Raw genomic sequence first — 21,339 nt, 5'->3', positions numbered from 1 at the left:
ACCCTACATGCGCATTCACGATTTGCCCACGCCCGCGGCGTTGGTGGACCTAGACATCCTGCAGAGGAACATCCAGGCCATGGCGGATGCGGCCCGGAGGGCGGGCGTTCGCCTGCGGCCACACGTGAAGACGCACAAGATGCATGCGATCGCGCGGATGCAGCTGGAAGCCGGCGCGATCGGCCTGACCTGCGCCAAAGTCAGCGAGGCGGAAGGGATGGCAGCATCCGGCGCACGGGATATTTTGATTGCGTATCCGGTGGTGGGCGACTGGCAGATCGAGCGGATCGTCCGCCTCGCGCGGCGCGTTCAGGTGACCGTGGCGTTCGACAGTGAATTCGCGGCGCGAAAGTTGAACCACGCGGCCAGGGACGCGGGCCTGGTGCTGCCGTTGTATTTGATCGTGGACACCGGCAACTGCCGGGACGGGGTGCTCCCGGGCGAGCCGGCGCTTGAGCTGGCCAAGAAGGTCGCGGCGATGCCGTACGTTCGCATCGCGGGCATCATGACCCACGAAGGCCACGTCGGGCGTGCGAGCAATGAGGAGGAGCTGAAGGCGGCGGTGGCCGCGGCGGCGCGGGACATGGTGGAGACCGCGGCGTTGCTGAGAGACAACGGGATCGCGGTGGAACAGGTCAGCGTCGGGTCGACGCCGGCTTGCAAGTCGGGCATCGTGATCGACGGCATTACGGAATGGCGGCCCGGCACGTATGTGTTCAACGATGTGAATGAACTGTCCAGGGGCACCCCTCTGGGAGACTGTGCGCTGTCCATCCTGGCGACGGTCGTCAGTCATCCGGCGGCCAATCGCGCCGTGATCGACGCGGGCAGCAAGACGCTGACGTCCGAACCGGCACGACGAGGCGGCGTGGGCTTTGGGTACATCAAGGAGTGGCCGAAGGCGGTGCTGGAGCGCCTATACGAAGAGCACGGCGTCGTGCAATTGAACGGCGAGGCGTGCGAAATCGGTCAACGCGTCACCATCATCCCCAACCATGTCTGCCCCGTGGTCAACCTGATGGAGCACGTGTACGTGACGAGGGGCAACGAGGTCATCGCTCAGTGGCCGGTCGACGCCCGGGGGAAGATCCAATGACCTCCTCCGATAAGTCGGAAGGCGGGCCCTTGGGGGGCCCGCCGGCCAAAACCGCTCCGCTCGCCGACGTGATCACACCCCCACGCCACCGCACCCGGCTACGGCCGAATCCTCTCTCCCCATCCACCTTTGGATCGCGTCCTCTCCTTCACGTCATCGACAAGGGCCCCATCGCAATGGTACGACTTGAACAGACCCCGACCATTTCATGCTAACCTGCCAGCCGCGCGGCCTCGTTTTGTGCCCAGGCGCCTGGCGGCGGGACCCACCCCGCCCGCACCGCTAACCCAGGATTTCGTACAAAAACCCAGGCTCCAACGACCACCTCCCGCGCTGGGGAAGGGGGTCAAGCCGGGTTCCCGTGTAAAATCGCCACCTGGGCCCGCCCAGGTGCCCACCTTAGTACGAAAATCTGGCTCTCACGAAGGTGTTGAAGCCGCCGGCCGCCCCTGAACCGCGCATCTAAGCCGCAAAATCGGACGACCATCCGATTCGTTCACCCCAGCCGACCCCTCAGATGAGTCGGAAGGCGGGCCCGCCGGGCCCGCCCACCACAACAACAGCGTTGGTTCGTGCCTTTCACTAGGCGTATCCCTACATCTCCTGCATCAGCGCCACCTGTTCCTCCACCATCGCGATCTTGTTTGTGTGCCTGTTCAACCGCCGCTCATGCAGCAGTACCCGGCCATCCAGACCGGTCACAGTCTCCCGTACGTCCCGCCACTCACGGCCGTATCGGTTGATCTCTGCGATTACCTGTCGTACTTTCAGGTCCACGCTGTCCAAAATTTCCGTACCGAACCGCGCTAACATCGCTTCAATTTCCTGCCGGAACGATTCAAACCGCTGATCGGTCGCATCCATCCTCTGCTCGAGCCTATCCATCCTCTGCTCGAGCCCATCCATCCTCTGCTCGAGCCCATCCATTCTCTGCTCGAGCCCATCCATTCTCTGCTCGAGCCCATCCATTCTCTGCTCCAGCCTATCCATCCTCTCCTCGAGCCTGTCCATTCTCTGCTCCAGCTTGTCGACACGCTGGGAAAGCCCATCGAATCGCGCCATCAACCGCTGCTCCATCCCCATCAGAAACGCCCGCAGCTCCGCATCCATCGGTCGTCCTCCCTTCTTGCCAACTACCGAATATCGGCTCCGACTGCGAACCCTTGGACAGCCAGCCCGTCCGCCTTGGCCGTCCGTGCTACGGTGCCGCAAACCCAGTCCCCGTCTGCTATTCTCAGTCTAACGCCATGCTTGCTTGTCCGCCATCACGCCGAGGCGCCTTCGTTCGCACATTGTGAACCGATGCATGCTCCTACCTTCACCGTGCGACGGCATCCGCAGCCGCTCCGTGTCATCATGAAAGTATCACGCCCCTCGCCGGGTCGAAAACCAGGTGTACCATGAGCGGAGTGCTCTTAGGTGTCGTCGCCCTGATTGCGTTCAATATTGGCTTTGTCCTCGGTGCGTGGTGGGCTGGGCGGCCACGATGATGAAGCGGAATCGATCCCGTCGCCCCCCGCCCCAGCACCCACTCCGTCTCTGGGCGTCCAGCCACCCCCTCTTGTCCAACCAGGGCGAAAACCAGTAGCATAGAAAGAGAGGAACGGCCTGCCAACCCATTCGCGGGCAGGCGACGGGACCAGCAGACAATCATCCGAGGGGTGATCCGATGGCGAAATGGGGCGACTGGCTGGCGGTCGGGGGACTCGGTGCCATATTGTTGGCCGTGCTGGCCTTGGGCGAGATCCATCAGCGCCAGGTGCAGCAGGCTCAGTTGACCGCGGCCAAGCAGTACCTGGAGTCGTCCAATGCCAACGGCACCAACGCGGGAGGTGCGGATGGGGGCCCGGCGGGGAACGGATCGAACGGCACCCCATCCGGCAGCACCACCTCCCCGGCTGCCCCATCCGGGAGCACGACCTCCCCGTCCGGCACAGGCGCCGCGCCCACCGGCGGCACAGGCTCCAGCCCCGCCCCCAATTCGCTCATCGGGTTTCTCACGGCGCGGGCGGAGAACCAGGGCGGCTCCACCGCATCGAGCGCCGCGGGCGGCACCACCGCCAATACCAACACCACCGCCAACACCACCGCCCCCGCCGCCGTCCACATCGTCGCCCTCGGGAGCAGCGGTACCAAGGGGGTGGGCGTCGCCAACCCCGCCGATGCGTGGTTCCCGCAGCTGGTCACACAGCTCACCACTCAGCCCGGGCTCAAGGGGATCACCGGGGATGATCTCGGCATATCCGCCGGATCGAGCGCCTCCATGCTCCAAACCGGCGTCATCAATGAGGCGATTCAAGAGCGCCCCGATCTGGTCCTCGTCGAGACCTGCGCCATGGCCGACTGGGTCCAGGGCGTCCCGATGGCGACGCACCTGGAGAACCTGGATCAACTGGCCAAAACCCTCCGCGGCTCCCTTCCGAACGCGCGGGTGGTGTTCCTGTCGTCCAATCCCATCCAGACGGACAGCAAGAACCGCATCGGCCTGACCTACGCCGACTACCTGCAGCGCGAGCAGGCCCACCTGCAGGCCGAGGGGTACCTGTACATCGACGTCGAGGGCGCGATCCGGAAGGCCCTGCAGGAGAAGCACGAGACCGTGTCGAACATTCTCGCCGACACGTACCATCCGAACGCCGAAGGGTACCAGCTGTGGTACCAGGCCGTGTGGGACGGGCTGTCGCGCGGGTGATCGACGGCCGTCGGCCAGAGCCACGCAGCGAGCCCCCGTCATTCTGACCACAGGAGCGAGACATGACGAACTCGACGAACCATCCCGATACACCGGACGATCACGCTGCTGCAATCCCGCCATCCGATGCCACGGAAGCCGGGCCACGCGGCGACGATGCAGCTGACCAAGCGAACCCGGCCGGCCAAGCGAGCCCGCCCGCTCAGGCCACCCCTGTCGCCCGCCGCCGGCGCCGCCGGGCCTGGTGGTATGGCGGAGTAGCCGCCCTGGCGTGCCTCATCGGGGCCGGCGTATACACGTACGAGCGCCTGCAGCCTGCGCATCACTTCACGCAAAGCCAGGTCCCCGTGGTGGCGAAGCCGGCGAATACGAGCGGATCCAACCCGACCCCCGCCGTCCCCCACGACGGCACCTTCAACCTGCTCCTGCTCGGCATCGACGCGCGGGCCCAGGACGAGGCGTCGCGCACCGATTCCATCGTGCTGGTGCATGTGGACATCCCGAAGCACGACTACGAGGTCCTGAGCATCCCGCGCGACACGCGGGTGAATCTGCCCGGGTACGGCGAGACGAAGATCACCCACGCCAACTACCTGGCCGAGCTGAAGGGAGGCGAGTCGGCCGGCATCCAGGCCACGCTGCAGGCGGTGAGCGACCTGACCGGCCTGACCATCAATTACTATGCCGAGACCAACTACTGGGGCCTCCAGGACATCGTCGACGCCGTCGGCGGCATCTCCATGGACGTGCCCGTCGACGTCAAGCTGACGCACCCCTGGTACCCCGAGGACAAAGGCAAAGTCATCCCGAAAGGGGAGCACTTCCTCGACGGCAAGATGGTGACGGAGATTGTCCACGAGCGGTATTCGCTGCCCGATGGCGAGTTCGATCGCCAGCGGCTCCAGGAAGCGGCCCTCGTCGGGATCGCCAAGCAGGTGCTGCAGCCCGGCAACGTCACCAAGATCCCGGCACTGGTCGGGACCCTGTCCCAGTACCTGGTGACGACCAACCTCAGCCAGTCCGACATGCTGAGTCTGGCGCTCGGAGTCAAGGACTTCGAGGCGGGCCAGGTCCACTACTACCAGGTGCCCGGCCACGGCGCCATGATGATGGATCCGGTGGTCAAGCAGCAACTGTGGTACTGGATCCCCGACCTGCAGGGATTGAAGGACATTCTGGAGGCGCATTTTACCGATTGAGGCGCCGTGCACGCCGCCGTGGAGGCCGCGCTCGAATGCCCAATTGTGACGTGCGACGCCAATGATGCAGCTACCTCTCTGGTAACCAGATTGGATGGTCTGCGAGAGCGATGGATCTTAGCCGCTGCACAACAGGATGTTGTTTGTACCATGGGTTCTGGTGAACAATTCGTATTGATAACGAGTAGTCCGTACTCACTCATGGATCCTTGGCCGACCAGCATATGAAATGTAACCCTCATACCGCCTTTCGAATTGAACATACAGGCCTATGGTCACTTCCGTTTCATATATGAATGTAACTTACCTTGCCGATAGTTCCTTACGTGTTGTGAATGAACTGAAATTTCCGACTTCGATTGCGTAGGGATGGTCGGTTATGACAGTCGATTTCAGCATAACACAAACCAGGGAGGGTTCTCCCTCCCTTTATCGTAAGTGATGACATTATGCTAAGCTTTTCCGTGTCGAGGTGTTTTACGAGCTTCTGGCATTTTGAAATTAAGGCGAACCGTACCTCCATAGGACTTGTCCGAATTTTGGGCAGAGGAACGCGGCTTGCGGAGGTCAGAGAATGTAACAGCTGTACGAACAACGTCCTTCCATGCTCTCATGGTCGCCCTCACACCACAACCCTCCTCTTGCTTAATTCTACCACAATTTCCTTTGTTCCATCCACAGAAACAATAGGTTCAACGAGACTGCGAAAAGCTTCCTCATTGGTTGGCTGCGAAATCACACCGGGTTTATTGATGAACACCATCACTCCGACGACCAACCGTCCCGCGTTTTGAATAAATGCATATTCATGGGCTGGATGTCCAGGGTGTTGTTGTCGAAGATTGGGCTCAGGAACATACGTTCTACGTTTAAGAATTGCTGTCTCAATGACCCTTTTGTCCAAATCATTCAACGGCTGGTGACGACTGTAAAACTCATACTCCCGATCATTGCCGGCAAGCCAGTAGAATCGACACTCGTGGGGTTGCAGTCCCATATTGATTGTATGCTGTGTTCGATTTGTGCCAGCAGTCTCGCCATTGCGTTAAGTGTCGATTCCGAAAACTGTGATCGACCTAAACGAATCACATCGTACACGAAAGCGACAAGCCCTGAACAGAGGATGAGTTCTAGAATGAGAACCATCCCGGTGTAGATAAACTTCCAACCGTCCCACGCTGTATCTTTGGGCATGAGATGATGAACAAAGGTAAATGGGGAGATGATGATGTTAAGGAGAACATAAATCGGCCTGCCGGCTAGGCTATTAACAACGCCCGCAACGATGAACACCAAAATAATCGTGCTAATACTGCGGAATACCCACACGTAGAAGCTCTTTTTCACCATGGCGAGCCCCCTGTCCTGAGGCATATGGTACAGGACACCAGGCCGTTTGACAATCTACCGGGGTTTATTTTCCCTGTTTCTTGGTGTCGGTCTCGCTTCTGGGAGCGGGTCTTTGAATCGAACTTTCCCAATGTAAAGAGTGTCCCCGGTCTTCAACCGTATCTCTCGTTGCGACACAATCCGGCTGTTATCTTTTGAAGAGTTCTTGTTAAACGGCCAACTCAAGTGAAACACCTCCTCAGCCTACGTGTCTATGATTCACCTCGGAGAGTGCGTTTAAACCGGTACCTGCGCCATGGCCGACTGGGTCCAGGGCATTCCGATGGCGATGCACCGATGCCACGGGCGCCGGGCCACGCGGCGACGATCCGGCTGACCAAGCGAACCCGGTCGGGCAAGCGAGTCCGCCCGGTCCCGACATCCCCGTCGCCCGCCGCCGGCGCCGCCGTGCCTGGTGGTACGGCGGGGCGGCCGCCCTGGCGTGCCTCATCGGAGCCGGCGTACACACGTACGAGCGCCTGCAGCCTGCGCATCACTTTACGCCGAGCCAGGTGCCCGTGGTGGCGAAGCCGGCGAACCCAGCTGAAGGGCGGCGAGTCGGCCGGCATCCAGGCCACGCTGCAGGCGGTGAGCGACCTGACCGGCGTCGCGATCAACTACTACGCCGAGACCGACTACTGGGGCCTCCAGGATATCGTCGACGCCGTCGGCGGAATCGGCTCCAGGAAGCGGCCCTCGTCGGGATCGCCAAGCAGGTGCTCCAGCCCGGCAACGTCACCAAGATCCCGGCACTGGTCGGGACCCTGTCCCAGTACCTGGTGACGACCAACCTCAGTCAGTCCGACATGCTGAGCCTGGCGCTCGGGGTGAAGGACTTCGAGGCGGGCCAGGTGCACTACTACCAGGTGCCCGGCCACGGCGCCATGATGATGGATCCGGTGGTCAAGCAGCAACTGTGGTACTGGATCCCCGACCTGCAGGGATTGAAGGATATTCTTCAAGCGCACTTCACGAACTGACTTCGCGGCTTCCCAACAACCGAAACCGCGGCCGCACGGACTTCCTGGCTTCTAAGTAGCGCCGGTTGACGACGGACCAGTCGAGGTTTCGAAAGAAGGCGTTGATGTACTCGCCGCGAGATGTGCCGTAGTCGATATAGTACGCGTGCTCGAAGACGTCCATCGGCAGAATGGGAATCGACTGGATGACATGGCCGTTGTGTTGGTCGTCCGTAATATAAATGAAGAGTTCTTCCTGCTCCGTGTCGAAGGCGAGGATGGCCCACCCGCGGCCGGATAATCCGGCGCCCCGAAATTCGGCGAGGAAACGATCGAAGTCTCCATACTGTCTTTCAATCGCCTTGACAATCTCTCCCTCCGGCCGCCCTTTTCCGCCGAGCTCGTCGAAGTACAGCTCGTGCAGTTTGACCCCGTCGAGCGCGAAACTCTCTCCCCGTTTGAGGGCGCGAATTTCGCTGTACGTGGTGTTGCCTTGGGCCACATCGATCTGCTCCAGTTTCGCCCGCGTTTCGTTGGCTTTGTTGACGTACCCCTCGTACAGTTTGTAGTGTTCCCGTATGGTACGTGCGGAGATCCCGTTCAATCTCAGCAACCGCTCCGGCAGCGGGCGTGCCTTGATCGGCTTGTACATCGGCATTCCTCCTCACTTTGTCGGATGACGCTCGACCGGGGTATCTTACGCGATCGCCCACCGGGCGCCACGGCAATCGCCCACGCGCGTGTCGCGTTTCAGCAGGGGCTTGGGTGCAGACTTGAAGAAACGTTTCAGATTGACATATCATTTTCATAAAACGACCGTTTGGTAGAGGTGGGTTTGAATGAATTTAAAAGTGGATGTGAGTGTCGACATAAAAGAGGATGTGACATGTTTTGCAGGCCAAATGGAGATAGACGGCCGGAAAGTAAACCCCATCTATGTCTTCCTGGTGGATGGGATGCTCATTGATACGGGCCCGAAAAACCTGGAAGCGCAACTCATTGATTTTTATCACGCCGCTTCGTTTGATGTGGTTGCGTTGACCCACAGTCATGAAGACCATACCGGGACGGCTTCATGGATTCAGGAACACCGAAAGGTTCCCATCTACATTCATCCCAAAGGCATCGAGGTCTGTGCCGAGCCGTGTTCGTATCCGAGGTATCGTCAGATCACGTGGGGGATACGAAAAGAATTTCACGCTTTACCGCTTCAGGAAACGATCCAATCCCGCAGCCGGGAGTGGAAAGTGATCTACACACCCGGTCATGCGGATGATCATGTCACGCTCCTCGATGAACAATCCGGGATACTGTTTTCCGGGGATTTGTTTTTGTCTCCGAAGACAAAGGTCATCATGGCCAGCGAATCCATCCCTGTGATCATGGACTCCATTCGAACACTCCTCCGCCATGACTTCAAATCGATGTTCTGCGCCCATGCCGGGTTTATCCGTGACGGAAAGGCGATGTTGCAACAAAAACTGGAGTATCTTGAGCATCTTTGCGGTGAAGTGATGCGTCTTCACGAAGAAGGATTCTCCGCCAGTGAAATTGACAAACAGCTGTTCCCAAACAAGTACCCGATTTATTACATTTCCGACGGTGAATGGGATTCTTTGCACATCGTCACTTCCATCATTTCGCACTTCGGATAGACGTGGGCGACAGCATGTGGTTGCGCGGTGGGGTGGGGTCTGTTAGGATCGATCCGATTCTGGTCCATCAGAGAGGGGCGGGACGTTGAAGGTTCTGGTGACCGGGGGCGCGGGGTTCATCGGCTCCCACATTGTCGATGCGCTGATCGAGCACGGGCACGAGGTCGCCGTCGTGGACAATCTGAGCACGGGGCACGCACACAACCTGAATCCCAAGGCGTCGTTTCACCGGGTGGATGTCACCGATCTCGCGTGGCTGCGCGACGTGTTTCAACAGGAGCGGCCGGCGGCCGTCATCCACCAGGCGGCCCAGGTCAGCGTGGCCCAATCGGTGGCGCATCCCGCGGAGGATGCGCGCATCAACATCCTCGGGACGCTGCACGTCCTCGAATGCAGCCTCGCCTGCGGCGCCGGGAAGTTCGTGTTCGCGTCGTCCGCGGCCGTGTACGGGGAGCCGCAGCACGTGCCGATCGACGAGCAGCACCCCACTCGCCCCATTTCCCCCTACGGGATCGCAAAACGCACCTGTGAGCGCTACATCGAGGTCCTCTGTCAGGGCACAGCTCTCCGGCCCGTCATCCTGCGCTACGCGAACGTGTACGGGCCCAGGCAGGATGCGAGCGGAGAGGGCGGCGTGATCGCGATCTTCGCGGACCGCATCGCGCGCGGCGAGCCGCTCCACATCCACGGCGACGGGCGTCAGACGCGAGATTTCGTGCACGTTGCCGACGTCGCCCGCGCCAACCTGGTGGCGGCCACCACCCCCGTCTCGGGGACCTTCAACATCGGGACTGGCACGGAGACGACGGTGTTGGAGATCGCGCAGGAGATGGTTCGCGTCACCGGCGCCCAGGAGCGCCTCACCTTCGGCCCGGAGCGCCCGGGGGACATCCGCCGCAGTTGCCTCGACGTGGCGGCGGCGCGGGAGCGGCTGCGGTGGGAGGCGACGATCCCGATGGATCAGGGCCTCCGCACGCTGCTCTCTCGGGCCCGGGCATGAGATGGGGGCCAGTGTGCTGGGGGTGGCGCGCGCGTGCGGCGGTGCGCGGCGGGGCAGGTGAACGGTGGGGGCAAGCGATTGCGGCGGGGCCGGCCCCGGAGGGGTGTCCGTTGATGCGGTTTGGCGGTCGGCGTTGGAGGCGCCTGTGGTTGTGGCGGCGGTTACAAGAAGGCGACGGCCGGGCGGAGCCGGTGCCTGTACCTGAGGAGGAGCAACCACAATATCTGACAAAGTACCGCATGCGCCGAGCCCGGGTGGCCGATTTTCCACGGAAATGCGGCTTAAAGCCAGGGTTGAACGTTCGCTGCACCCTCCCAACCGGCGGGTTTTATCAGGTTTTTCGGTTGTTCCTCTGCGCCCGCCCTTGCCAACGCGCGTACGCATCCTTGAACCGGGGTTCGGACGGGAGTAGCTCGATGGCCTTCTCAAACGCGCGGCGGATGTCCGAATCCGGCGCACGCAGCCAGATGAGCGTGTTGGCCAGGTCCATCCAGCACCAGGCCTGTCGAGTTGGGTTGTCCGCCAATTGGATCGCGCGTCGGAGCAACTCGGCAGCTTCTTCATTGGTTCTCCGTTTGGTGACCGCGTCTCCTCGGATGCGGGCCGCGAGCTTCATTTTCGTCTGCGCGTACTCATGCACGGCCTTCGGATCATTCATGAGCACATCATAGTGGCTTGCCAACACGTTGTGTGCCTTCTGCATATCCCCGGCGCGTTTATACAACAACGCCAGTTCCATCGCGTCGTTGGCTCCTGCGGGCGCCGTGATCTGATCGAGAATTTCACTAGCGCGCTTGGACAGGCGCTTGTTGAGGTATGCCTTGGCCATTGAAGTGATGCCGTGTCCCCGCTGTACGTGACCTTGTACCTGCGAGAGGGCGATTTCGAAGCCGCATACGCAGAGATCCGGCAGATTGCGAAAGTGTCCAAAGGCATGGTCGGGCTCGCCGACCACCAGATGGCAGAAGCATGGCCTTTCCTGTTGATGGAGCTGGGGAAGTGGAACGAGTGCGGGGAGGTGCGCCGCTTCGTCAAGCGGTACGCCGGGCGGGCGGGGGAGGAGGAACGGGAGCGGCTGAGCCGCTTCTATCTGCAGCGAACACAGATCGCGTGGTCCTCGGGCGAGGAACGCGCCACGCGTTTCTTTCTCGATCTCGCGGGTACCGCGGCACCACCGGGATCGGATGTCATCCGTGAGATCCACGCGTGGCACGACATCCTCGCAGAGTACGAGGAGTTGGTCCGGGTCTCCCGGGACCAGCGCGTGCCCGTACCCGTGCGGGCGCGGATGTTGGTTTGGTATGTGGACCGGCGCCCCGAATCGGTCAGCGCCGAATACCTTGACCTCTTGTCCCTCTTGGAGCCATTCCTCGAGGAGCCCCTGGGGAACCCTGCGAGGGTGGCGGAGGAGGTTGCTCGCATTCGATCCCGCTATCCTCACCTGCACGCCCTGTTCGCTGACTCGCTGTCCGCGCTCGTGGCCGGGCAGGACGGTTAAGGCGGACAGGGAGGACGGGGCGGCCAGAGTGGGCAGCCTGGGCGGGGTGGGCGGTGAGCTCCGCAGGGCCGAGATCTCGCCCCGGGCGGTCCATTGCTTGTCCGAATCTGCTGCTTAAACGCCCCCGTTCCGCCCGTTTCAACGCCCGGCAGGCCCCGGTGTAGGCCGAGATCTCGTGCAAAATCGGCCCATTGCCGCGGCGTCCCGCGCGATTTAGTCCGAAATACCGCTCTCAGCCCCGTTTCAGTGCGGTGCGGGCGGTTGAAACCGCCCGATTTAGTACGAATTTGCGGCACACTGGCGACATGCCGCAGGCGCCGCGGGGGAGGGGTCCCACCGACGCGCCTCCGTTCACGGTGCTCCCCTGCTCCCCGCCCCCCACGGCGCCACTCGGCGCCACTCTTTGTCCGAATCTGCTGCTTAAACGCCCCCGTTCCGCCGGTTCAACACCCAGCAGGCCCGGGTGTATGCCGAGATTTCGTACTAAACTGGCCCATCGCCGCGGTGCATCGCGCGATTTAGCCCGAAAATGCCGCTCTCAGCCCCGTTTCAGTGCGGTGCGGGCGGTCGAAACCGCCCAATTTAGTACGAATTTGCAGCCCAACCGCCGCACTCCTCTGCCACATACTCATACCGCACCAAATCTGCTACCTCCATCAATTCGCCCAGCCATGAGCCGGACGATACAGGCCGGCACACGGCTGCTCGCACAACCCTGGCTGCTGTTCGGCCCCCGTGGCCCCGCTCCAGCCCGACCGGGACTGCCCGAACAGCCGGGCCTCGCCCAAGACGGGCCTCGCCCAAACAGCCGGGCCCCTGTCCCAGCTCGACCGGGCCCCCGCCAAAGCGGCCCCACCTCGGCCTGCTCATGCCCATGAACGCCAACGGGACACTGCTGCTCCAGGTATCGGCGGGGGTCGGGTCGCGTGCCTCACGCAGCCGAGTTTTTCATTGACAAACGCACTCCGATACGACTACCATGGGTTTAAATTCATATAAAACTCATCTACAAAATAAACATTAGGAGGCGGTCGGAATGGGCTTGTATCTGGTCGAATCGGTGTTGCCCAGGCGCCTGCGGGATCAGGCGGCGCTGGAAGATGCGGCGAACACGGTGGCGGGGTTGGCGGCACAGCGCGCGAGCGAGCTCATCGAGGTGCAGGTCGCCAGTGATTTCACCCGCGCGTTTTTTGTTGTGGAGAGCGAGAATCAGGGAACGGTCCGGCAGTTGTTCACGGACCAGGCCATCCCGGTGACCTTGGTGAAGCCCGTCCGGCTCGTCGGTGCGGATCTGGATCAGGTGAAGGCGAACGCGGCCAAGGTCCGTTTCGTGGTCGAGTGGAACCTCCCGGAAGGGTTGACCATGGACGCGTATCTGCAGCGGAAGAAGCAGAACTCGGTGCACTACGCGGAGGTGCCCGAGGTGACGTTCCAACGGACCTACGTGTGCGAGGATATGACCAAGTGCCTGTGCTTCTATGACAGCCCGGATGAGGAGACGGTGTACGCGGCGCGCAGGGCGGTGTCGGCTCCGGTGGACGCCATCACGGAGACGGTGCAGATTTCGCCAAGGAAGTAAGCCTGAACGATGAGGAGCGACGCCCATGGACCTGAGCCCGCACAGCAATGAGGAATTGGTGGTCACACTGGCCAACCAGTGCGCCGACAAGTACCGCCGCCTGGTGGAACGACCCTGGGCGTTCCTCCTGCAGTCGTTCGTCGGGGGAGCCATGGTGGGCTTCGGCGCCATCCTGGCGCTGTCCGTCAGCGCCGGGGTGCCGTGGCCCGGCATCGCAAACCTCCTGATGGGCCTGATGTTCGGCTTTTCCCTCGTCATCATCCTGGTGTCTGGGAACAGCTTGATCACGGCGGACATGGTCATCGGCATCATCGGCATCTTTCACAGGCGCCTGACGTGGCGGCAGTATGGCTGGTTCATCCTGGTCAGTTACCTCGGCAACGCCGTCGGGTGCTTCAGCGTCTGTGTCCTCGTGTACATTGGGGGCAGCAACTACATCACCGAGCCGTGGTTGCTGCGCGCGCATCAGATCGCGGTCGCGAAGACGGGGATGACGGACCTGCAGACCTTCGCCATGGGCTGCTTTTGCACCTGGCTGCTGCAGACCGGCGTCATTCTGTTTTTCAAAGCGAGGACGGACATCGGGAAGATCGGCATGGCCTACTACGGGCCGCTCGCGTTTGTGGCCGGCATGACGGAGCACTGTATCGCCAACATCGGGTTCTTGGCGCTGCCGATCCTGGAGCAACCCCTGTACACGCAGGTCCTGCACACCCCGCTGGCGGCCTCCGGGCCCGCGGCGTACTTGCACTGGGGGTTCGTCCGGTATGGGTGGGCGCACAATCAACTGTTCACGTTGATGGGCAACTTCATCGGCGGCACCGTGCTGGTCGGCCTCACCTTGCATTTCATCTCCGATCCGGCGCGGGTGATGGCCCTTTACCGGCGGTCTTCGGCCAAGGTGCGGCAGTTGGCTTCCATTCGCTCATGAACCTGGGTGTAATGACGAAAGGAGGAATGATGCGTGTACGGGGTTTTCGATCCGCTGCCATGGGCCTTGTTCGCCTGCGGCGTCCTCCTGTGCGTGCTCAGCGTCCGCTGGTTCCACCGCAAGTACCCGCTGTATCCCTCGGCCATCGACGATCCCGCTGCCTCCCATGACGACGAGGCACTGCACGCGCCGGCTCCGTACCCGGCCGCGACAATGGAAAGGGTGAGGGGGTCCCATGAGTAAGACGGCGGACGTTTCGCTGCAAGCGTTGATAGAGGAGCAGTTGGTGCCGGAGGTCTCCGTGATCGATCTCGAAGGTCACTACCCGCAATCCTTCCTCCAAGCGTTGGGAGCTGCGGGCTACTACCAGGTGAGAAACCTGCCGGAATGGCGGGTCACCGAGCGGAACCTGCGGTTGATCGAGACGGTATCGCGGACCTGCAATTCGACGGCGTTTCTGGTGTGGTGCCACCTCACCGGACTCAGTTACGTCGCCCACGGTGAGAGCCGGTACCTATCGGAGCATCTGCTGTCCCGGCTGGAATCGGGGGAGATTCTGTGCGGGACGGGGTTGTCCAATGCGATGAAGTATTACGCGGGTTTGGAGCCCCTGAAGCTGAGGGCGGAGCGGGTCTCCGGCGGATACGTTTGTGACGGGATTCTGCCGTTTGTGTCCAATCTCGCGCCGGGACAGTGGTTCGGGGCGATTGCACAGGTGGACGACCAGCACCGCGTGATGTTGTTCATCCCGTGCGACGCGGATGGACTGACCTTGCGCGATCGCCGGGGGTTCATGGGCATGAACGGCACGGCGACGTACCACTGCCACTTCGAACGGGTCTTCGTGCCGGATGACTACGTGCTAAGCGAGGACGCGGATGCGTTCGTGCGGCGGGTCCGGACCGGCTTTGTCCTCAGCCAGGTCGGGATGGCGCTTGGCCTGTGCGGAGAGGCCATCGACAGCATGACCCAATTGGCGCAGGCCGGGGCAAACCGATTCCTGCCTGCGCGGCCGGAAGGCTTCGCCGAGCGTTACGAACGTCTGCGCGAGCGCACCTATTCCCTGGTGGAGCAGGCCCAGACCCAGGCCGTCGCCTTCCCAGAGGTTGCCCGGGTGCGCCTCGAGAGTGCCTATCTCGCCATCGACGTGGCGACGGCCGCCGTCCTGTACTGCGGGGGCGCAGGTTACCTGCAATCCAGCACGGCATCCCGCCGCTTGCGGGAGGCTTTCTTCGTCGCCCTTGTGACGCCCACGGTGAAACATTTGGAACGGGTGTTGAGGGAGCCGGAGTCCTGCCTGCTGTGATGTGTAACGGCGTCTGACGGTGCGGGGCAGATGGCTGTGGAGGGGGTACGCACGGCTCCTCCTTGACCGGATTTGCTGATTAAACGCCCCGGTTCTGACGGTTTCAACGGTCAGCAGGCGCCGGTGTAGGCCGCGATTTCGTACAAAATCGGCCTGTCGCTGTGTCGTACTGCGCGATTTAGTCCGATAATGCCGCTCTCAGCTTCGTTTCAGTGTGGTGCGGGCGGTCGAAACCGCCCAAATTAGTCCGAATTTGCGGCACAGCACCGAGATGCCGCAAGCGCCGCGGGGGAGGGGGCGCCGTCCTCTACTGCGGGGGCGCACGTAGCTGCGCGCCCACATGTTGGATTGGTGCGTGCGTCGGGACCCCAGGCGAGCAGGCAGCATACAGCGGCCAGCTCGCACCTCTCCCTGAAGAGCGGGTTTTGGACGATCCCCAGCCTCCGTCTCACTCACCGGCGTCAACCGGCCGATTGAATGATATTTCTGTATCAACTGTGTTGTTGAATATTTTCATCAATTAATTTACAATGTGGTCATACCGCAAACATAGTAACGTTATGATCTTTTCAACGAGTAGGTGATAGCGGTCATGGTCAAACGAGGGAAGGAACTGAAGGCCAACGTTTTTGCGGACAGTGTTCACTTTAGCTACCTGTCTGACAACGATAGATATTTATTCGCACGGGATACGCCCAAGTACAAATTGAACGTCATTGGTGTTGGAACCATGGGGTTCGAACACATGAGGGTTACCCTGCTCGAGGGTCGGGCGACGATACACGGGGTTTATGACACGAACCCCCACAGCATCGAAAAGCACAAGCGGTTGATTTCCCAATATTTGCCCGACAACAATATGGTGGTGTATGACACCTTAGAGGCGGCATGCCATGATCCTGCAGTGGATGGGCTGATCATTTGCACCCCCAATTACACGCATATTCATGTCATCCGAGAAGCGGTGAAATCGGGGAAGCACATTCTCCTTGAGAAACCGATGGCAACGACGATCCGCGACGCCTTTGAAATCACGCAACTGGCCAAGAACTACGATGCCGTGTTTCAAATCGGACTACAGTATCGATTCAAAGCAATCTATGCCGAAGCGATTCACGAAGCCCTTGAGCGGAAGGCCATTGGGGACATTAAAATGATCAGCATCTCCGAACACCGTGTCCCGTTTTTGGATAAGGTCAACCAGTGGAACAAGTTCTCCAAGTATTCTGGAGGCACGTTGGTGGAAAAGTGCTGTCACTACTTTGATCTGTTGAACTTGTTCGCGCAGTCGAAGCCAGTGTCTGTGTACGCGACGGGCAGCATGGCCGTTAACTTTGTGGACTTCGAATACAACGGCGAGAAATCCGACATCATCGATCACGCGTGTGTGACGGTTGTTTATGAAAACGGCATCCGAACCAGCTTTAACCTCTGTATGTTCGCGCCGATGTTTTATGAGGAGATCGTGCTGTTTGGAAACGAAGGACGTTTAAAAGCTTACGAAAACAGGGATTTTCTTCCTGTTGAACGGTCGGAAACACACCTTGAAGTTTTGTGTGGCGAGGGTCGGCCTTCGAAGATTTCGACCCCTTGTTACCCGACGAGCATTCAGGAAAGCGGACACCACGGTGGGACTTACTACGAGCACAAGTATTTCATCGACAACATCGAGGGAAAGAAGACGAACACCGCTACAGTTGAAGAAGGTTTCTGGTCCATCGTCGTCGGGGCGGCCGCTGAGGAATCCATTAAAACGGGGAAAATCGTATCTATCGATGACATCCTGAACGCGAACGGTATCTATCTCTAAGAATGGACGTTGTCCGGAGAAGTGGGATACACAGTGGAATGTATTATTGGAAATTTTCAACAATACGCTTGATAGCGGATACATCGTGATGTTCCTATCAATTTGCCGACAGCGCGAAGGTCCATACGCAGCATGAACCTCTACGTCAAATCTCGATTGTTCCTTCCTTTTTCTTCAGAAAGCTTCGCAATCCAATTGTTAAGTTTCGCAGTCCAATCGTTGTCCAATCGTTGCAGTCCAGCAGAGACACCGACCGAGGAACCTAGAGGTTGGGCGGAGGGAGTGGTTCGCGACCGCAGATCATCATTGACGTGAACGGGACGCGTGGGGGGACATGACCATAAAACGCGAGGGTACAGGAGGGGTCAGAGATGGCAAAACGATGGTTGGCACGGGTGGGTATCGCCGCCGCGATGTCGTTCGGTGTGGTCGGTTGTGGAAGCGAAACTGGAAACGCAAACAATTCCGCAGGCGGCGGGTCCACAGGTGGTGGCCAAGTCACTATCCAGTTCGAGCACTGGCGCGGTGAAGATGTCGACACCTTCAACAAGATCATCCAACAGTTCGAACAAAAGTACCCGAACATCAAAGTTCAGCAGACGGCACTGCCATCTCAAGATTACATGACGCAACTCCAAACGACCATGCAGGGCGGTAACGGACCGGATGTGTTCGCGACTTTCCCAGGCCCGCAATTCAACACCCTGTTCAAGAGCGACGTGTATCTGGATCTTACGAACGAACCGTTTGTGCAACGCTTCCAGCCAAATTTGATTCAGGCCGGTCAGATGAACGGGAAGCAGTACGCATTGCCCTGGCAGTTGGTGTATAACGATCCGATTTACAACATGGACATCTTCCAAAAATACAATCTGACACCGCCCAAGACATGGTCTGGATTCCTGCAGATGTGCCAGACGCTGAAGGATCACGGTGTCGTCCCAATCGCCTGGGACGGCCAGATCAGCAACACGCAATTTATCAACCCGATGCTCATGAATAACATGCCGAGTGTGGACATCTTTGACAAGGTGGAAGCGGGTCAGGCCAAACTGACAGATCCTTGGTACACGAAGACGCTCAGCCAGATCAAGGAGTTGTACGACAAGGGGTACTTCCAAAAAAATCCGAACGGAACCAGCTCTCAGGGAGCCGTGGCCCTGTTCGCGTCCGGTAAGGCCGCAATGCTGGCCATGGGCAGCTACGATATGGCGAACTCCGAAAAATTGAATCCGAATCTCCATATTGGCGTGCTGGCGCCGATCACCACCGACAATGGCAATCCGAAGTATGAGGGAATTTACACCGCAACATTCATGCTCGGAATCAATAAGAACAGCAAGCATATCGATGCCGCCAAGAAGTTTCTGGACTTTTTGACCCAGCCCGACATCGCTTCGGAATATGCGAATGGTACCGGGCAGTTCGTAACCGAGAAGGATATCACTTACACGTCCAAGGATCTTCAATATCTCGCGCAAAACTGGCTGACGAAACAGGATCTCGTGTTCCAGCCGCGGTACACGATCAAGAATCCACAGGTGCAGAAGGCCGTCGACACGTCCGTACAGAATGTCATGGGCGGCATGTCCGTGGCTCAGGCAGCGGAACAGGCTCAGAAAGAGGTCGACCAAGCCATCAAGAAGTGAGGCGTGCAGCGGGGGCTGCGGCGGATCCGCGGCCCTCTTCCTGTCTGTCGCATGAACGGTGCTGAAGGAGGTGTCCGATGTCGGATGGGAAAGAAACTATCGGTCCTTGTGTTCGTGCTGCCTGGGCTGGTGCTGTATGTCGTCTTTTTCCTGGTGCCAACTCTGGGTGCGCTGGGCCTGAGTCTGACAGACTGGCAAGCGGGCACGAAGCAAATCCATTTCGTCGGACTGCACAACTTCGTGTCGATGATCGGATCTGACACCATCTTCCGCAGTGCCATCAAAGCCAGTACTTTGTTCTCTGTCACGGTGGTCGTGTTCCAGACCGTCTTGGCACTTTCCTTCGCGTTGCTGCTCGTTCGGAATACAAGGATGAACATTATGTACCGATCTATCTATTTTGTCCCCACCATCATCGCTTCTGTCTCTGTCGCGTTCATCTGGCAGTATATGATGGACCCGACGATTGGGTGGATCAACCATGCTCTGGAGGTCATCGGTCTGGCGAATTGGCAGCAAGACTGGCTTGGTGGAAAGAACGTGGCCATCTTCAGCCTTGCCTTTATCCAGTTCTGGATGCACACGGGCCAGGTCATGCTGCTCTACATCGTCGGTTTGCAGGCGATTCCTCGCGATTTGTACGAGGTGGCCGATCTCGAAGGGGCAACGCCATGGCAAAAATTTCGCAAGGTGACGTGGCCATTATTGGCGCCATCTGCCATCATAGCGGTCGTGTATACCACGATTCAATCCTTCAAAGTGTTTGACCTGGTGGTTGCCACCACCAACGGCGGCCCCGGCTACGCCACCGAGGTATTTCCGTTCTATATTTTCCAACAAGCGTTCACGAACTTCCATTACGGATACGCGGAGGCGGCAGCCGTTCTGTTTCTGATCTTCATGATTCTCATCACGCTGATACAAGTCGTCCTGATTCAGCGTAAGGACGTGGTGTCGTCATGAAGCAGCCGGCATTTTGGCGTGTCCTTCGCCAATTTCCATTGCTTGCGTTCGCCGTCTTGATCCTGTTCCCGTTTACGATGGTGGTTCTGGCTGCCTTCAAGACGAACGCGCAAGTCTACATGAATCCGTTTGGTCCGCCGAATCCTTGGAGCCTTGACAGCTTTAAAACCCTGTTTCAAGGCGGAGAGATTCTCACCTACTTTCGAAACAGCGTCATCGTCACAGGAAGCAGCATCGTTCTGGCTGTATTCCTGGGGGCCATGCTGGCCTACGGACTGTATCGCATGAAACCGTTGTGGGGGAATCTTCTTTACGCCATTGTGTCCTTCGGGATTATGGTGCCAACGCAGGTCAACATGGTCTCATTGTACATCGAATTCGACAAATTCCATCTGTTGAACTCGCTCGTCGGGTTGATCGTCATCGACACCACCTTTCTGCTTCCGATGGCCGTCTTCATCATCGGCGGCTATTTGAAAACCTTGCCCTATGGCCTTCTGGAAGCGAGCATGATCGATGGGGCTAGCGAATGGCAGATGTTCGTACGGGTCGTGATGCCGTTGTCCGGAGGGGCACTCGGGACGGTTGCTATCTTTGCACTCGTCATGTCCTGGAACGATCTGCTGTTTCCATTGTTGTTCATTAAGTCTAAAGAGTTACAGACGCTTCCGTTGGCGCTTCTGCATTTTCAGGGAGAATACCTGACCAACTACCCGGTGTTGTTTGCTGGCGTGTTGCTGTCCTCGATCCCGTTGGTATTGCTCTATATCTTTTTCCAGCGCTATTTTATGGAAGGGTTGACCGCTGGGTCCATCAAAGGTTGATGAACGAGGAGTTGGACGTGATGATGCCACAGAGGACGGGGCTCGACCCAAATCTGCCGTTGCCTCTCTATCACCAACTGAAGAACCTGCTTCTGCAGAAAATTCAAGAGGGAGAATGGCGCCCTGGGTTCTGTATCCCAACGGAAACAGAACTGATGCGAACGTATAAGGTGAGCCGTACGACAGTCCGCGAAGCGGTTTCCGCATTGGTCCACGAGGGTTACCTGAGCAAGAAACAGGGGCGTGGCACGTTTGTCAATCACCCCCGGTTACAAGAACGCTTGGGAAGATTGACCGGATTTGCGGAGGAAATGTTGCAACAAGGGTATGTTCCGTCTGCCGAGTTGATCGCCGTGGTCGATGACGTGAGCAACGACAAGACCATCCAGGCGGTAGGACTGCCGAACCCACAGGACTGGGTCAGGATTGAACGCATCCGTCTCGCCAGCGGTGATCCCATCGCTGTGGAGCGCAGTTATTGGCCCAAAGACATCGCCGACCTGTTGCGTCAAGAAGACCTGTCCTCCGTGGCCTACTATGAGGTCCTCGAGAGAAATGGGCTGTTTCTCAGCCACGCCGAAGAGGATATCGCTGCCGTCAATGCCAATCGAGAAGATGCGAAGCTGCTCGGAATTCCCCTTGGGGCTGCCCTGATCGAAATGAGGCGTCTCTCCTACGACACCCGTGATCGCTTCATCGAGTACACGTGTACGCGTTATCGGGGAGACCGATACATCTATCACGTCAGGTTGCAGAGATAGGCGGGAGCTATGGTTGAGAAATAACATC

Annotated in this window: 21 protein-coding genes; 17 read left to right on the top strand and 4 right to left on the bottom strand. The window is 59.2% G+C overall.

Translation table 11 applies throughout. From position 1 onward, the window contains the following. The first annotated feature begins 7 nt into the window (after nt 1-7). Complete coding sequence (locus tag N687_RS0108110; protein WP_029421379.1) at nt 8-1,096, top strand: alanine racemase; 1,089 nt, start codon at nt 8-10, stop codon at nt 1,094-1,096. A gap of 594 nt (nt 1,097-1,690) precedes the next feature. Here N687_RS0108110 and N687_RS22085 read toward each other — a convergent pair. Further along, the gene (locus N687_RS22085) at nt 1,691-2,206 is read right to left on the bottom strand and encodes a hypothetical protein (RefSeq protein ID WP_051663062.1); all 516 of its coding nucleotides are present in this window, start codon (nt 2,204-2,206) and stop codon (nt 1,691-1,693) included. Nucleotides 2,207-2,765: 559 nt separating this feature from the next. Between N687_RS22085 and N687_RS0108100 the strand changes: the two genes are divergently transcribed. Then, nucleotides 2,766-3,788: an SGNH/GDSL hydrolase family protein gene (locus tag N687_RS0108100; RefSeq protein WP_029421377.1), complete on the top strand. Its 1,023-nt coding sequence runs from the start codon at nt 2,766-2,768 to the stop codon at nt 3,786-3,788. Between the two features lie 62 nt (nt 3,789-3,850). After that, nucleotides 3,851-4,987, top strand: coding sequence for an LCP family protein (locus N687_RS0108095; RefSeq protein WP_051663061.1), 1,137 nt, complete (start codon nt 3,851-3,853; stop codon nt 4,985-4,987). Nucleotides 4,988-5,896: 909 nt separating this feature from the next. Here the strand turns inward: N687_RS0108095 and N687_RS0108085 are convergent. Further along, nucleotides 5,897-6,337: a hypothetical protein gene (locus N687_RS0108085; RefSeq protein WP_029421375.1), complete on the bottom strand. Its 441-nt coding sequence runs from the start codon at nt 6,335-6,337 to the stop codon at nt 5,897-5,899. A 336-nt stretch (nt 6,338-6,673) separates the two neighbouring features. Here N687_RS0108085 and N687_RS25450 point away from each other — a divergent pair, with 336 nt between their 5' ends. Both N687_RS25450 and N687_RS0108080 read left to right on the top strand, forming a co-directional pair. Further along, nucleotides 6,674-7,159 carry an LCP family protein gene (locus N687_RS25450; RefSeq protein ID WP_081841239.1) on the top strand — a complete coding sequence of 162 codons (486 nt, stop codon included), beginning with the start codon at nt 6,674-6,676 and terminating at the stop codon, nt 7,157-7,159. Next, nucleotides 7,093-7,356 carry a hypothetical protein gene (locus N687_RS0108080; RefSeq protein ID WP_029421374.1) on the top strand — a complete coding sequence of 88 codons (264 nt, stop codon included), beginning with the start codon at nt 7,093-7,095 and terminating at the stop codon, nt 7,354-7,356. The genes N687_RS25450 and N687_RS0108080 overlap by 67 nt, the downstream gene beginning before the upstream one ends. On the opposite strand, the gene N687_RS0108075 is transcribed toward N687_RS0108080, so the two are convergent. Continuing rightward, on the bottom strand, nt 7,346-7,987 hold the full coding sequence (locus tag N687_RS0108075; RefSeq protein WP_051663060.1) for a superoxide dismutase: 642 nt from the start codon (nt 7,985-7,987) through the stop codon (nt 7,346-7,348). The two genes, N687_RS0108080 and N687_RS0108075, sit on opposite strands and share 11 nt — an antisense overlap. 187 nt (nt 7,988-8,174) lie before the next feature. Between N687_RS0108075 and N687_RS0108070 the strand changes: the two genes are divergently transcribed. Both N687_RS0108070 and N687_RS0108065 read left to right on the top strand, forming a co-directional pair. Continuing rightward, nucleotides 8,175-8,990 (top strand): MBL fold metallo-hydrolase, encoded by an 816-nt coding sequence (locus tag N687_RS0108070; RefSeq protein WP_029421372.1) that lies wholly within the window; start codon nt 8,175-8,177, stop codon nt 8,988-8,990. Nucleotides 8,991-9,075: 85 nt separating this feature from the next. Continuing rightward, a complete protein-coding gene (locus N687_RS0108065) occupies nt 9,076-9,990 on the top strand; it encodes an NAD-dependent epimerase/dehydratase family protein (protein WP_029421371.1) in 915 nt (304 codons plus the stop codon). A 331-nt stretch (nt 9,991-10,321) separates the two neighbouring features. Here the strand turns inward: N687_RS0108065 and N687_RS0108060 are convergent, their stop codons facing one another. Further along, nucleotides 10,322-10,819, bottom strand: a complete 498-nt coding sequence (locus N687_RS0108060; protein WP_029421370.1) for a hypothetical protein — start codon at nt 10,817-10,819, stop codon at nt 10,322-10,324. Between the two features lie 12 nt (nt 10,820-10,831). On the opposite strand from N687_RS0108060, the gene N687_RS0108055 reads away from it, so the two are divergent. The 10 genes from N687_RS0108055 to N687_RS0108010 all read left to right on the top strand — a co-directional run bounded on the left by N687_RS0108055 (nt 10,832) and on the right by N687_RS0108010 (nt 21,311). Then, nucleotides 10,832-11,488: a hypothetical protein gene (locus N687_RS0108055; RefSeq protein WP_029421369.1), complete on the top strand. Its 657-nt coding sequence runs from the start codon at nt 10,832-10,834 to the stop codon at nt 11,486-11,488. Nucleotides 11,489-12,524: 1,036 nt separating this feature from the next. Next, nucleotides 12,525-13,067 (top strand): DUF4242 domain-containing protein, encoded by a 543-nt coding sequence (locus tag N687_RS0108050; protein WP_029421368.1) that lies wholly within the window; start codon nt 12,525-12,527, stop codon nt 13,065-13,067. 25 nt (nt 13,068-13,092) lie between these two features. Next, the gene (locus N687_RS0108045; protein ID WP_051663059.1) at nt 13,093-13,998 is read left to right on the top strand and encodes a formate/nitrite transporter family protein; all 906 of its coding nucleotides are present in this window, start codon (nt 13,093-13,095) and stop codon (nt 13,996-13,998) included. A gap of 33 nt (nt 13,999-14,031) precedes the next feature. After that, nucleotides 14,032-14,241 (top strand): hypothetical protein, encoded by a 210-nt coding sequence (locus N687_RS0108040; RefSeq protein ID WP_029421366.1) that lies wholly within the window; start codon nt 14,032-14,034, stop codon nt 14,239-14,241. Then, nucleotides 14,234-15,304 carry an acyl-CoA dehydrogenase family protein gene (locus tag N687_RS0108035; protein WP_029421365.1) on the top strand — a complete coding sequence of 357 codons (1,071 nt, stop codon included), beginning with the start codon at nt 14,234-14,236 and terminating at the stop codon, nt 15,302-15,304. Before N687_RS0108040 ends, N687_RS0108035 begins: the two co-directional genes overlap by 8 nt. Nucleotides 15,305-15,896: 592 nt before the next feature. Then, the gene (locus N687_RS0108030) at nt 15,897-17,114 is read left to right on the top strand and encodes a Gfo/Idh/MocA family protein (RefSeq protein ID WP_029421364.1); all 1,218 of its coding nucleotides are present in this window, start codon (nt 15,897-15,899) and stop codon (nt 17,112-17,114) included. 371 nt (nt 17,115-17,485) lie between these two features. Beyond that, nucleotides 17,486-18,763 (top strand): ABC transporter substrate-binding protein, encoded by a 1,278-nt coding sequence (locus N687_RS0108025; protein ID WP_029421363.1) that lies wholly within the window; start codon nt 17,486-17,488, stop codon nt 18,761-18,763. Nucleotides 18,764-18,847: 84 nt separating this feature from the next. Further along, nucleotides 18,848-19,726, top strand: a complete 879-nt coding sequence (locus N687_RS0108020) for a carbohydrate ABC transporter permease (RefSeq protein WP_029421362.1) — start codon at nt 18,848-18,850, stop codon at nt 19,724-19,726. Continuing rightward, nucleotides 19,723-20,550 (top strand): carbohydrate ABC transporter permease, encoded by an 828-nt coding sequence (locus N687_RS0108015; protein WP_029421361.1) that lies wholly within the window; start codon nt 19,723-19,725, stop codon nt 20,548-20,550. The genes N687_RS0108020 and N687_RS0108015 overlap by 4 nt, the downstream gene beginning before the upstream one ends. A 20-nt stretch (nt 20,551-20,570) precedes the next feature. After that, entirely contained in the window at nt 20,571-21,311 is a 741-nt protein-coding gene (locus N687_RS0108010; protein WP_197029240.1) for a GntR family transcriptional regulator, read from the top strand. Nucleotides 21,312-21,339: the final 28 nt, after the last annotated feature.

The organism is Alicyclobacillus macrosporangiidus CPP55 (assembly GCF_000702485.1).
Taxonomy (GTDB): domain Bacteria; phylum Bacillota; class Bacilli; order Alicyclobacillales; family Alicyclobacillaceae; genus Alicyclobacillus_H; species Alicyclobacillus_H macrosporangiidus_B.
This window is presented reverse-complemented; position numbering and strand designations above follow the sequence as displayed.